The organism is Anoxybacillus sp. ST4 (genome assembly GCF_019448545.1).
Lineage (GTDB): Bacteria > Bacillota > Bacilli > Bacillales > Anoxybacillaceae > Anoxybacillus > Anoxybacillus pushchinoensis.
The window spans coordinates 111,980-124,529 of sequence record NZ_JAHZOE010000002.1 but is presented as its reverse complement, the minus strand read 5'-3'; the positions used below and the strand labels follow the sequence as shown (position 1 = coordinate 124,529).

General features: G+C 40.7%; 13 protein-coding genes. 2 read left to right on the top strand and 11 right to left on the bottom strand.

Going from position 1 to position 12,550, the window contains the following annotated elements:
- The first annotated feature begins 56 nt into the window (after window positions 1–56).
- A complete protein-coding gene (locus K1I44_RS02810) occupies window positions 57–371 on the top strand; it encodes a hypothetical protein (RefSeq protein WP_003398000.1) in 315 nt (104 codons plus the stop codon).
- Window positions 372–405: 34 nt separating this feature from the next.
- On the opposite strand, the gene K1I44_RS02805 is transcribed toward K1I44_RS02810, so the two are convergent.
- The 5 genes from K1I44_RS02805 to K1I44_RS02785 form a co-directional block, all read right to left on the bottom strand.
- Window positions 406–1,599: an acetate kinase gene (locus K1I44_RS02805; protein WP_219985192.1), complete on the bottom strand. Its 1,194-nt coding sequence runs from the start codon at window positions 1,597–1,599 to the stop codon at window positions 406–408.
- A gap of 157 nt (window positions 1,600–1,756) precedes the next feature.
- A complete protein-coding gene (locus K1I44_RS02800) occupies window positions 1,757–2,731 on the bottom strand; it encodes a class I SAM-dependent methyltransferase (protein WP_370627954.1) in 975 nt (324 codons plus the stop codon).
- Window positions 2,732–2,816: 85 nt separating this feature from the next.
- A complete protein-coding gene (tpx, locus tag K1I44_RS02795) occupies window positions 2,817–3,323 on the bottom strand; it encodes a thiol peroxidase (RefSeq protein ID WP_003398004.1) in 507 nt (168 codons plus the stop codon).
- 77 nt (window positions 3,324–3,400) lie between these two features.
- Window positions 3,401–3,829, bottom strand: coding sequence for a GerW family sporulation protein (gene ytfJ, locus K1I44_RS02790; protein ID WP_003398006.1), 429 nt, complete (start codon window positions 3,827–3,829; stop codon window positions 3,401–3,403).
- A 38-nt stretch (window positions 3,830–3,867) separates the two neighbouring features.
- A complete protein-coding gene (locus K1I44_RS02785) occupies window positions 3,868–4,479 on the bottom strand; it encodes a DUF2953 domain-containing protein (protein ID WP_219985190.1) in 612 nt (203 codons plus the stop codon).
- 125 nt (window positions 4,480–4,604) lie between these two features.
- On the opposite strand from K1I44_RS02785, the gene K1I44_RS02780 reads away from it, so the two are divergent.
- Window positions 4,605–5,408: an NAD kinase gene (locus tag K1I44_RS02780; RefSeq protein ID WP_003398008.1), complete on the top strand. Its 804-nt coding sequence runs from the start codon at window positions 4,605–4,607 to the stop codon at window positions 5,406–5,408.
- Window positions 5,409–5,432: 24 nt separating this feature from the next.
- Here the strand turns inward: K1I44_RS02780 and K1I44_RS02775 are convergent, their stop codons facing one another.
- The 6 genes from K1I44_RS02775 to K1I44_RS02750 form a co-directional block, all read right to left on the bottom strand.
- Window positions 5,433–6,563: a phenylacetate--CoA ligase family protein gene (locus K1I44_RS02775; RefSeq protein WP_219985189.1), complete on the bottom strand. Its 1,131-nt coding sequence runs from the start codon at window positions 6,561–6,563 to the stop codon at window positions 5,433–5,435.
- On the bottom strand, window positions 6,563–7,351 hold the full coding sequence (locus K1I44_RS02770; protein ID WP_003398011.1) for an ABC transporter ATP-binding protein: 789 nt from the start codon (window positions 7,349–7,351) through the stop codon (window positions 6,563–6,565). The genes K1I44_RS02775 and K1I44_RS02770 overlap by 1 nt, the downstream gene beginning before the upstream one ends.
- Before the next feature lie 61 nt (window positions 7,352–7,412).
- Window positions 7,413–8,612: an ABC transporter substrate-binding protein gene (locus K1I44_RS02765; protein WP_003398012.1), complete on the bottom strand. Its 1,200-nt coding sequence runs from the start codon at window positions 8,610–8,612 to the stop codon at window positions 7,413–7,415.
- A 57-nt stretch (window positions 8,613–8,669) separates the two neighbouring features.
- The gene (locus K1I44_RS02760) at window positions 8,670–9,737 is read right to left on the bottom strand and encodes a branched-chain amino acid ABC transporter permease (protein WP_003398013.1); all 1,068 of its coding nucleotides are present in this window, start codon (window positions 9,735–9,737) and stop codon (window positions 8,670–8,672) included.
- Window positions 9,738–9,743: 6 nt separating this feature from the next.
- On the bottom strand, window positions 9,744–10,628 hold the full coding sequence (locus K1I44_RS02755; protein ID WP_003398014.1) for a branched-chain amino acid ABC transporter permease: 885 nt from the start codon (window positions 10,626–10,628) through the stop codon (window positions 9,744–9,746).
- The gene (locus tag K1I44_RS02750; RefSeq protein ID WP_003398016.1) at window positions 10,629–12,539 is read right to left on the bottom strand and encodes an AMP-binding protein; all 1,911 of its coding nucleotides are present in this window, start codon (window positions 12,537–12,539) and stop codon (window positions 10,629–10,631) included.
- Window positions 12,540–12,550 lie beyond the last annotated feature (11 nt).

The following is a 12,550-nucleotide window of genomic DNA, read 5'->3' as shown; positions in this document are numbered from 1 at the left end:
CAATAACTATTTTGATTAAAATAAAAATTAGTAAGCAAAAAGGATGGGAGAATGAAATGAGCGCATATTTTGTATATGACAAGCGGCTAGGCATCCGTCTGCCACATTTAGAGAAGGAATGGGAAATGTACACGAAAGAGGAACAAGCGGCCATTTTGTTAGAATGGGAAACGATTCGCGGGAAAATTCCTGACCGAATTATTGAGATTGAGCAACAAATTAATGAAAAACAAAGGCAACTCGGAGAAGAAAATGATTTTGCTCGCTCATGTATGCTCAATTCCGAAATCGCCTCGCTCGCTTCAATGATTAACGATTTATGGATTTGGTATCGGATGAATCAGACGGTTACAAATCGCATACATCAATAAAAATGTAAAAAAGGTGCCCGTACGGACACCTTTTTTACACTAAGTTCGCTAATCTCATCACATCTCGTGCAATCATTACTTCTTCATTTGTCGGAATGACTAATACTTTTACTGGAGAATGCGGATAGCTAATAAACGCTTCTTTGCCGCGCACTTTATTTAATGCTGGATCCCAGTAGACACCCATAAATTCAAGTCCGCGCAACACTTTCGCGCGTACGACATCGCTGTTTTCACCAATGCCTGCTGTGAAAATAATGGCATCAACTCCGCACATGCGCGCCGCATACGAACCGATGTATTTATGGATTCGTCCAGCAAACACTTCGAGCGCCAACTCTGCACGTCGATCGCCTTTTGAAGCCGCATCTTCAATATCACGCAAATCGCTCGAGAAACCAGTTAAGCCGAGCATTCCGCTCTTTTTATTTAAAATATCAATAACTTCTTCTGTTGTTTTACCTGTTTTTTCCATAATATATGGAATTAACGCTGGGTCAATGTTACCGGAACGCGTTCCCATCGCTACACCGGCAAGCGGCGTGAATCCCATGGACGTATCGATCGATTTACCGCCCTCAACCGCCGCAATACTCGCTCCATTTCCTAAATGACAAGAAATGAGACGAAGTTGTTCAATTGGTCGCCCTAACAACTCCGCTGCCCGTTGCGTTACATATTTATGGGACGTGCCATGGAATCCGTATTTACGAATACCAAACTTTTCATAATACTCATATGGCAAGCTGTATAAAAACGATTGTTCTGGCATCGTTTGATGGAACGCTGTATCGAATACAGCAACAGCTGGCACGTTTGGCAAAACTTCACGAAACGCTTTAATGCCGATCACGTTCGCTGGGTTGTGCAACGGAGCTAAATCAGATAAATCTTCAATTTCTTTTAACGTGTCGTCTGTAATTAAAACAGAGTCGCTAAATTTCTCACCACCATGCACAACGCGATGACCAATTCCTTCGATTTCATCGAACGATTGAATGACACCAAGCTCAAGTAATTTATCGAGCAACATTTTCACCGCAACTGCGTGATCTGGAATAGAAGTTACTTCTTTTATTTTTTCACCATTTACTGTCATATTAAAAATCGCATCTTCAAAACCAATTCGCTCAACAACACCTTTTGTTAACACTTCCTCGCTCGGCATGTTGAACAATTGAAACTTTAACGACGAACTTCCCGCGTTAATAGCAATAACTTTTGGCATTTGACTAAACAGCTCCTTTAACATCGTTCACAATTATTGTATGCAACTATGCGAATTTCATCGGTACGTTTCTCATTTTACGGGTCGTTCATCGCTCTTTTCAAGTATACAAACGTTACGAAAACGTTTTCTTCACATATTTGTTATATTCAGAAGGTTATGAACGATTTTCTTTTAGCCATTGTTCGAATTTTAGCACTATAGCTTGCATCGCCTGCTTATTCGAAAAGCTAGGAAGCTGGGCGAGCAACGCTTGTTTTGGCGCTTTTGCATGCGCCCCTTTTTTTTGCAAAATAAAAATACTTTTCGCTGCTGCTTCATTTTTAAACATGGAAAGCGGAAGTTGCAACAAACTTTGAATAAACGTCTCTTCCTTAATCAACGCATGCAACTCTTTCGATTCATCTGACGTAAACAGCGTATTTGGAATTAAGAAAAATAAATACCCTCCTTCTTTCGTATAACGAATACTTTGTTCAATGAACAAATAGTGAGCGTATGAATGGCCACTTTTCGCATGTAAGTGGAACGATTTAGCGTTTTCATCATCTGGATAATATCCGATTGGTAAATCGCAAACGACAACATCAACCGGTTCAATAAACAACGGCTTCAAACTATCTTGATGAAACAATTGGATTTCATGTCGTTGTAAATTCGCATTCACATAAGCAAGCTTTAACAATAAATCGTCTGCATCTACACCGTAACTCCGCACTTTTTTATTTGTTAATTGATTTAATACCGCTGTCATTAAATTTCCTGTCCCAATGGCCGGATCAAGAAGCGATAGCGAAAAATATGTTTTCGTAAATTCATCTACTAAATAACCGATAAATAGCGATACGGCATCTGGTGTCATTTGATGATGTGGTTGTACATATTGTTTCATTCCTTTTAATATCGCTAATTGCAGCGCTTTGCGAATATGTTCATTTTTCCACTCGTGTACATGCACAGCTTCATACGCCTTTTTTAAACGTTTTTTTAATAGCTCGTTTACTTCTTCTTGCAATACATCCCCGTGAAATAAATTTTCTCCAGTTTCAGCAACTGCTTCTAAATATGAACATTTTAATTCTTCTTGAAGCCATGTCGCCGTTTCATCAATGATGGTAAACAATTTTTCCAACATCCCTCACTCCTTTCTGTCCGACATTCTATTTTAGAAAATGTAAACGAAAAAGGCTATCCCTTTTTGAGATAGCCTCAAACAATTATTGTTGCGCCGCTTGTTTTGCCGCCTCGATTGCCGCTTCGTAGTTCGGATGGTTTGTCGCTTCGGATACGTACTCGACATATGTCACACGATCGTTACGATCAACGACAAATACAGCGCGAGCAAGTAGACGCAATTCTTGAATAAGCACGCCATATGCTTGGCCAAACGATACGTCGCGATGATCAGACAGTGTGACAACGTTTTCTAACCCGTTTGCGGCGCACCAACGTTTTTGTGCAAATGGTAAATCAACGCTAATCGTTAATACTTTCACTCCTTCAATGCTACCTGCTTCCTCATTGAAACGACGCGTTTGCGCATCACAAACTCCCGTATCGATTGATGGTACAACGCTAATTAACCGAACAAATCCTTTTGTATCGTCTAATGTCACCGGCGATAAGTCGTTTGCAAGCACCGTGAAATTAGGAGCTGCATCACCGACTTTCACTTCATTGCCAACTAATGTGACAGGATTTCCTTTAAATGTAACCTTCGCCATAGTAAGCCTCCTCTTTATATAAGATACAGGCTCATCATAACGTAATTAGATGAAAAATTCAATTATTTCGATTGATACTAAATATCAAAGTCTGGCGCTCCGTTATGTTGTTGCTTCGGCTTTTCCTTTTTCTCAAACATATGCTGAATTTTTTCAATCGCTTGTGGAGCTAAGTCTAAAATTTTCTCGTATAAGTGCGTGCTTTCGTCCACATGCAACAATTTCACACCAGAACTGTTAACAATTAAAAAAGCAATCGGTGTGATCGATACTCCACCACCACTTCCCCCACCGAACGGATGTGCTTCTTTTTGTTGTTCGTTTCCATTGTTTAATATAAACTCACTACCGCCTGCAGCGAAGCCAAACCCGACTTTTGAAACAGTTAAAATGACACTTCCATCAGGTGTTTCGACAGGATCACCAATAATCGTATTGACATCGATCATTTCTTTTAAATTTTCCATCGCCGTCGTCATTAATCCTTCAATTGGATGTCCATTCATTTTCATTCCTCCTAACAACTGTCCACATCATTTGTGACTCACATGTCTTTTTTCCAATGTTTAACGACCTTCAGTCCTGCTAATATAGCGTAACCAATTCGAAATCGGATCATACATGTAAATGACGTACGCGATACAGCTCCTTGGAAAAAAGGAACGATAGAAATGGAAGGAGTGATACAAACGTTCATATATTTACTTATCATTGCCACCACATAATATTTTACCGACCATCCAGCCCCGACCAGCACGGCGGTTTTTGCCGCATCACCGACACCAATTTGTGTATGCCATTGAAACTGTAAAACATAAACGTTTTGTAGAAACTTTTTTATAATCGTATGCAAATGAATGATTTTATTTAACAACTGTCTTACTTGTGATAAACGTTCACGAGCATCGTTCACAGTAAACGTTGTTTTTTCATCTCTTCCTGTATTCGTTTTTTCTTCTGTAACGATTCCCACTTCGCTTTTCGAGATTTCAATGAGCGGAATAGTAAAACGATAACGAACAAAGCGAAGGAGACGAACATCTATCATTAATTGATCGTCATCTTGTGCATGTTGAAATTGAATCGTAATATGTACATATAAAAAAGGAATGAGCGTTAAAAAGGCAATTAAGATGATGGCAATAACGAAAATCATCGGCTTTTCACTTCCTCCCCGATGACATTTTCGACAAAAATGAGCAAAATTAAACGAATAAATTCGCTATGAATGGAAAATAAATGATAAAATAAACGTGAGGACATTTTAACGGAGGGAAAACGATGACTGGACGCCGTAATCGCATGTACTTCTTTCATAAGCATGATGAAGAAACGACAAAGCAAGTTCAACCTCTTATTCAACTCGCTAAACAGTACGAATTTGAAGTCGTGGATGATGCAAAATATGCAAACATTATTGTGAGCGTAGGTGGAGATGGGACATTTTTACAAGCTGTTCGAAAAACAGGATTTCGCGACGATTGCTTATATGCAGGTATTTCAACATTAGGCTCACTAAGCATGTATTGCGATTTCCATATTCACGACACGGAAAAAATGATTGAAGCAATGACAACGGAGCAAATTGAAGTGCGTCGCTATCCGACTATTCATGTGACCGTAAACGATTGTACATCATTTTACTGTTTAAATGAATGCACCGTTCGCTCAAGTATTATTAAAACGTTTGTCATGGACGTGTTTATTGACGATTTACATTTTGAAACATTCCGCGGGGATGGAATGATTATCGCTACGCCGACTGGAAGCACAGCTTATAATAAATCAGTTAGTGGAGCTGTCGTCGATCCGATGCTCCCATGCTTTCAAGTTAGTGAGCTAGCATCGTTGAACAACAATCGTTATCGCACCCTCGGTTCTTCATTTATTTTAAGCGGAAATCGCAAGTTGACATTAAAAGTTGTGCAAGACGGAAACGACTATCCAATCATCGGAATGGATAATGAAGCGCTAAGCATTCAACATGTCGAAAAAATTGACATTAAGCTGAGTGGAAAAGTCATTAAGACGGTGAAGTTAAAAGATAACTCATTTTGGGAAAAAGTGAAGCGAACATTTTTGTAAAAAGAGGCGTTGCTTCGCCTCTTTTTACCATTTTCTTTTATCAACGATATATCGCTCTTCTTTATGCAATTGGTCTACATGAACGAATGTCGGCGTCACACGAATGACATTTTTTACTTTTTGCTTTGCTTGTTCATCTATCTCATTTTGAATGTAAATCGTCAATTGGTCGTAGCCGTTTTCATTCGTTACAACAGCTTGAAAAGACGAACAGCCGACCTCATTCATAATTTGCTTTAACTGTTGTTCATGAACAAACATACCTTTCACTTTCACGCTTGTACCAACTCGACCGATTACCCCGACTATACGTTCTCCTTCGTAATCATCCACCCATCGTGAGACATCTCCTGTGCCAAAACGAATGAGCGGATATGTGCGATCTAGTATCGTGACAACAATTTCCCCTTCTTCATGAAGTAGCTCGCCAGTCATTGGATCACATAATTGTACAATGGCTCGTGAACTCACTTTTAATCCCGGACCTTGACGATCTTCAAAAGCAATGCAGCCACAATCTGCTGTTCCATATCCTTCGTATACATCAACCCCTTTCGCCATAAACTGCAGGCGCATTTGCTCTGTCAATTTTTCCGCTGTAAAAAATGCTTTTTTCACCGCTAACGAAATTCCTTTTTCTTCCGCATATTGCAACAAAGTAAGTAAAAAGCTTGGCGTACCAACATATCCTGTTACTTGCAAATCGCTCATCAATTGTACTTGTAATTCTCGATTTCCCGGCCCTGCTGGAACAACTGTTGCACCAATGCGTCGAAGCGCGGTATCAAACATAAAACCTGCAGGTGATAAATGATAAGAAAACGTATTTTGGACGATATCCTCTTTCGTAAAACCTGCTGCTTGAAGCGCTTCTGAAAATCCCCATTCATCTTGATCTTCTCCTTGTGGATCGTAAATCGGTCCTGGAGACATAAATATGCGCGCTAATTCATTAGGACGTCTTGTCACTATATTTCCGAACGGTAACTGATGTTTTTGCAAAAAGGGCAATTGTTCTTTTTTCAATACAGGAAGACGACTAAGCTGTTCAATCGTTTCCAACTCATATGGATTAATATGTTCGACGTCTAACCGCTCGCGCAATGCAGGTGACTGCTCGTATGCATCAATTAAAAATGATTTCCATCTTTCCATTACAACCACCGCTTTCTCCGTTTATATGATTTCACTTGACGATAATTTTTCCGCCCCTTTTCACTCATACCAAGATAAAACTCTTTTACATCTTCATTTTCAAGTAATCTTTCTACCGGTCCGTCCATAACAATTCGTCCATTTTCCATAATGTATCCGTAATGCGCAATTGATAAAGCAATGTTCGCATTTTGCTCGACAACGAGAATAGTCGTTCCTTCTTCTTCATTAATTCGTTTAATAATCGAAAAAATTTCTTTGACAAGCAGCGGAGCGATACCTAACGACGGTTCATCAAGCAATAAAATTTTTGGCTTCGCCATCATGCCACGGCCGATCGCTAGCATTTGCTGTTCTCCACCAGATAAATATCCGGCTTGCCGATGACGCAACATATGAAGCTTAGGGAAATAGTGATACACTTTTTGTAAATCTTCTTTAATGTTTTGTCGATCTTTTCGCGTATGAGCACCGACAATTAAGTTTTCTTCTACCGTCAAATGTTCAAACACTCTTCTCCCTTCCATGCATTGAAAAATACCTTTTTTCACAATTTCTTCTGCATCTTTTCCTTCGATTCTCTCACCGTACAGTTCAATATAGCCATCTGTCACTTCCCCATCTTCACTTCTTAACAACCCTGAAATAGCTTTTAACGTCGTTGTTTTTCCTGCCCCATTACTGCCAAGTAAAGCGACTATTTTCCCTTCTGGAATAACCATGGACATCCCTTTCAATACGAGAATCACGCGATTATACATCACTTCCACATTGTTTAATGTCAGCATGTTTTTTCCCCCTTTTGAAAGCGAAAGGGTGCTTCCCGTCGAAAACACCCTTTCATTCACTTTAATATCCGAAATAATCTGTGAACACTTTAAATTGACCGTTTTCTACTTTTGCTAAACGAATTTGGTTCGTTCCTGCATGGTTGTCGGCAGTAAATGTAACCGGGGCAGCTAAGCCTCCTAAATCAAGATCTTTCAATTTTTCTAATCCTTGTCGAATGCCTTCACCAGTCGTCGGATCGTCCGCTTGCTTTATTCCTTCGACAAGAATTTTCGCTGTAACCCATCCTTGAATAAACTTTTGGTTTTTATCCTCTAATTTTTCGCCTTTGCTTGCTAAATACTCTTTCACTTCCGCCATCCCTGGTAAATCTTCATACGGAAACGCATGCGTCACAACACCGATAAATCCTTCCGCGGCATCGCCTGCAATCGGAAGCAATCCTTCACCCGTCGTCCAGTTTAAGCCGATAAATTGCGTTTCAATGCCTAATTTCTTCGCATCTTTTAAAATAGTCGCCGTCGCACCCCATGTTTGTTGAACAATTGCGTAATCCGGTGCCTTCTTCTTCATGTTCAACAGTTGTGATGTCGCGTCAAGCGCTTTCAAGTCGACAATTTGTTCGTCAACAATTTCTACTCCGATCTCTTTCGCGAAGTCTTTCGCATCTTGAATCGGTGATTTTCCAAACGCTGTATCGTTGTAAATGAGAGCGACTTTCGGTGTACCTCCTGTATGATTTTCCTTAATCCAACGAAGCACCGACCGAGCCTGATCAGAATAAGATGCTGCTGTTAAGAAGTTGTATGGGCTTTCTTTTATATTTTTTAAATTTTCAGAATAAGAAGCGGAGAAAAACGGTAGTTTATCTGCTGCTACTTGTTGACGCAACGCCTCTGTATCAGCTGTCCCCCAACCTAAAACGGCCGCTACTTTATCACTCGACTTATATTTTTGGTATAGCTTTTGCGCTTCAGGAATTTTATACGCGTAATCTTGTCCTACAAGCTCAATTTTATAGCCATTCACTCCCCCTTTTGAGTTGATGTATTCAATATACGCTTTTTCTCCTTCTGCATACGGTGTTCCAACATCGCCGGTCGCACCTGTAATATCAAACAATGCCCCAATTTTAATTGTTCCTTGCTCTTTTTCTGTTTCTTTCGCCGGCTCTGTCGTCGTTTTGTCACCCCCTGAACACCCGAACAACATACTTGCGCCGAGAAGTAACGTAGCGAATAATGCTCCTTTTTTCTTCATTCATTCATCCCCCTTATGTTTTTTCATTTATATATAAAGCGGATGTACCGCTTTACACTACTTCGTATAAGAAAATGGCCAAAGTCGGAAATAATTTTTTATATTTGACCAAATTTTATTTAATCCATCTGGTTCGTATACGAGAAATAAAATGATCACAACCCCAAAGACAACTTCCCGCATTCCAACGAGCACACCTTCCAGTCCAGGAAACGTGCCGCTTAATACGTCAACAATGCTCCGCAAAACAACTGGCATAAGCGTAATGAACACAGCCCCGTACAATGAGCCAAACACGCTTCCTAAACCGCCAACTAAAATCATTGCTAAATATTCAATAGACACAGAAATGCTATAAAGTTCAGGGCTTACAATCATCGTGTAATGTCCAAGAAGCGCCCCAGCAATACCAACAAAAAACGAACTAACGAAAAAGGCGAGCACTTTATATTTAAACAAGTCAATGCCCATCACTTCAGCAGCAATGTCCCGATCACGCACTGCGATGAACGCTCGCCCGACACGGGTGCGAAATAAATTGAGTGAAAAAACGATTGTGATTAGTAAAACGACAAACATTAAATAGTAGTAACTCGTTTCACTCATAAACGTAAACGAACCAATTTGTGGGCGGCTTAATACGAGCCCAGCCGTTCCTCCAGTTAATGAATCCCAACGTGAGATGACAAATAAAATAATCACTTGTGCCGCTAACGTAGCAATCGCTAAATATAACCCTTTTAAGCGCAAAGATGGAATCCCGAATAATGCGCCAACAAGCGCAGTGATCAATCCAGCGAGGGGAAAAGCAATCCAAAAGCTAAGTCCTAACTTTGTCGTTAAAATCGCCGATGTATACCCTCCTACCCCTAAAAACGCGCCAACCCCTATCGAAATTTGACCAGTAAAGCCCGTTAAAATGTTTAATCCGATCGCCCCAATTGCGGCGATACCGCATAATGTCGCCAAACCGACTATATAGTCTGTCGCGACCATAGGAAAAAGTGCAAACAGTGCTACAATAATCAAGATGCGCCAGCGAACACGTGCAATTTTCCAAATCGCCATATCTTGCCTATAATCGACATGAAACTCACCACATTGCATCACAAACGGGTTTCGCACAACTTCTCACACCCTTTCAATTTCTTTCTTTCCAAATAATCCATAAGGTTTGACCATTAAAATGATGACGAGAATAACAAATGGAATAACTTCTTTCAATCCGCCGCCGACAAGCGGATCTAAATATCCTCCCGTCATACTTTCAATAATCCCGATCAAAATCCCACCAATAATAGCTCCTGGAATGCTGTCTAGCCCACCTAAAATGGCGACAGGTAGCACTTTCAGTCCGATAAGCGAGAGCGAGGAGTTAACCCCGTTAATATTTCCTAATAGCACCCCACCAACAGCCGATACAATGGCTGCAATAGCCCACGCGATGGCAAAAATCGTTTTCACGCTAATCCCCATAGAGAGGGCTGCTTGTTGATCGTCTGCTGTCGCCCGCATTGCGATCCCAAACCGCGAATATTTGAAAAACAAGGTAAAAATAATGAGCCAAATCATTACAATGACAAATGACCATGCGTATACAGGAGCGATAATTACTTCTCCAAACTGCAAAGGTTTTTCCGAAAAAACTGGTGGATATACGCGCGTTTCATGCCCCCAAATAATATGAACAATCCCTGCGAGCACACTCGACAATCCAATCGTCGCCATAATCATTGAAATAACTGGTTTTCCAATAAAAGGACGCAACACAACTTTTTCTACGCTCCAGCCAAGCAACGCACTAAACGCTAAAGCAAGCAGCAATGCTGCGATAAACGGCACGTTATAGCTAGCAACAAGCGTTAAACAAACGTACGTCCCGATGAGTAAAAATTCGCCTTGGGCAAAATTAATGGCGTCGCTCGATTTGTAAATGAGCACAAATCCGAGCGCAACGAGCGCATACACGCTTCCGACAACGATACCCGTTACAAGCATTTGTAAGAAAAAAGCCATTTACGCTGCTCCCTCCCCTTCATCAATCGAGACGACTTTTAACGTCGTTTTAATGACTTGTTCTTTGCCATCACGATATTTAATTGTTCCTTCTACGGCAATGTGATCCGTTTCTGAGTACATCCCTTCAATGAGCGATGCGTATTTTTTTGCAATAAATTGACGGCGAACTTTTTTCGTTCTAGTTAATTCTTCATCATCGGCATCTAGCTCTTTATAAAGCAGCACAAACTTCTTCACGCGCGCTTTTTCTGGGAGCGATTGATTAATTTCATTCACTTGTTCTTGAATGAGCTCAATTACTTCTTGTTTGGCAGAAAGATCAGAATACGTCGTATAAACAAGCTGATTTTTTTCCGCCCAACGACCGACGTTGGCCATATCGATATTAATAATAGCTACCACGTATGGCCGATCGCGTCCGATGGCGACAGCTTCTTGAATGTACGGGCTAAACTTCAGCTTATTTTCAATAAATTGCGGCGAAAACATTTCCCCTGTTTGCAAGCGAATAACGTCTTTTAAACGATCAATAACGTACAAATGCCCTTCTTCATCCAAATATCCAGCATCACCCGTATGGAGCCATCCGTCTTCAATTGTTTCTTTTGTCGCTTTCTCGTTTTTATAATAACCGCGACATACACTTGGGCTTCTTAACAAAATTTCGCCTTGTTCAGAAATTTTTACTTCTGTTTCTGGAATCGGTATGCCAACGCTATCTACTTTAATATCCCCATCGCGATGAACGATAGCAATCCCCGATACTTCTGTCTGTCCATAAATGCTTTTGACATTGACGCCAATGCTGTGGAAAAAGCGAAACACATCTGGACCTAATGGCGCGCCACCCGTATACGCGCGCTTTAAGCGCAACAAACCAAAATGGTCACGAATAGCACTAAAAACGAAATAGTCAGCCAACTTATATAAACATTTCGTCCATAGCGATACATCACCTTTAGTAAAATGAGCTTCTGCTACTTTTTCGCCAATCGGCTTACACCACTCATACACTTTGCGCTTCAGCCAACTCGCATCTTGAATGCGCACTTGAAACTTTGAAACCATGTCTTCATATATACGCGGTGGTGAAAACATAACATGCGGTCCAATTTCCCGTAAATTTTCAAACACCGTTGAAGGTTCTTCTGGAAAGTTCACAACAATGTTGCAGTGGAATGCCATTGAAATGGTCATCATTTGTTCGCCTATCCAAGCGAGCGGTAAAAATGAAAGGTATTCGTCTTGTTCGTCAAGTGGATCGATTTTTGCGAGGTTCTTTGCCATTTCGAATAAGTTGCGATAAGAAAGTTCCGTTCCTTTTGGATTGCCGGTCGTTCCAGATGTGTATGATAAAATAGCAATATCATCGTAACAACCTTTTTGCACTTCATCCTCGAAATATGTTGAATGCGTTTGTTCAAATTGGCGCCCGAGCGTTTGTACCTCTTGAAAATATAACAGCTTATCTTGTTTATAATCCCGCATACCACGCGGATCATAGTAAATGATATGTTGCACTTTTGAAAGTTGCGGCTCAACTTCTAGCACTTTATCAACTTGTTCTTGATCTTCGACAACGATAAACTTCGCGTCACAATCGTCGATAATGTATGCTAGTTCGCTTGGCAACGACTCTTGATAAATGCCAACGGAAATCCCACCTAAGCTTTGAGCTGCCAGTTGACTAAATACCCACTCAGGTCGATTATCACCAATGATTGCTAGTTTATCACCACGCTGAAATCCGAGCGAAGCAAGTCCTAATGCGAGCGCTTTCACTTGTTCATAGTAATCTCCATACGTATATTCGTTCCAAATCCCATAATCTTTTTCGCGCAATGCAACTTGATTCTTTTTTTGTCGCGCGCGAGCTGCTAATAGCTGCGGAAACGTCATTTGTTCCATAAAACTCCCCC

What these genes read in the sequence shown, in the direction of transcription:
- K1I44_RS02785 (WP_219985190.1), bottom strand. Translation starts at nt 4,479, where the DNA reads ATGATTTTCGTTATTGCCATCATCTTAATTGCCTTTTTAACGCTCATT.
- ytfJ (WP_003398006.1), bottom strand. Translation starts at nt 3,829, where the DNA reads ATGAATGGACATCCAATTGAAGGATTAATGACGACGGCGATGGAAAAT.
- K1I44_RS02750 (WP_003398016.1), bottom strand. Translation starts at nt 12,539, where the DNA reads ATGGAACAAATGACGTTTCCGCAGCTATTAGCAGCTCGCGCGCGACAA.
- K1I44_RS02805 (WP_219985192.1), bottom strand. Translation starts at nt 1,599, where the DNA reads ATGCCAAAAGTTATTGCTATTAACGCGGGAAGTTCGTCGTTAAAGTTT.
- K1I44_RS02755 (WP_003398014.1), bottom strand. Translation starts at nt 10,628, where the DNA reads ATGGCTTTTTTCTTACAAATGCTTGTAACGGGTATCGTTGTCGGAAGC.
- K1I44_RS02775 (WP_219985189.1), bottom strand. Translation starts at nt 6,563, where the DNA reads ATGGAAAGATGGAAATCATTTTTAATTGATGCATACGAGCAGTCACCT.
- tpx (WP_003398004.1), bottom strand. Translation starts at nt 3,323, where the DNA reads ATGGCGAAGGTTACATTTAAAGGAAATCCTGTCACATTAGTTGGCAAT.
- K1I44_RS02765 (WP_003398012.1), bottom strand. Translation starts at nt 8,612, where the DNA reads ATGAAGAAAAAAGGAGCATTATTCGCTACGTTACTTCTCGGCGCAAGT.
- K1I44_RS02810 (WP_003398000.1), top strand. Translation starts at nt 57, where the DNA reads ATGAGCGCATATTTTGTATATGACAAGCGGCTAGGCATCCGTCTGCCA.
- K1I44_RS02780 (WP_003398008.1), top strand. Translation starts at nt 4,605, where the DNA reads ATGACTGGACGCCGTAATCGCATGTACTTCTTTCATAAGCATGATGAA.
- K1I44_RS02770 (WP_003398011.1), bottom strand. Translation starts at nt 7,351, where the DNA reads ATGCTGACATTAAACAATGTGGAAGTGATGTATAATCGCGTGATTCTC.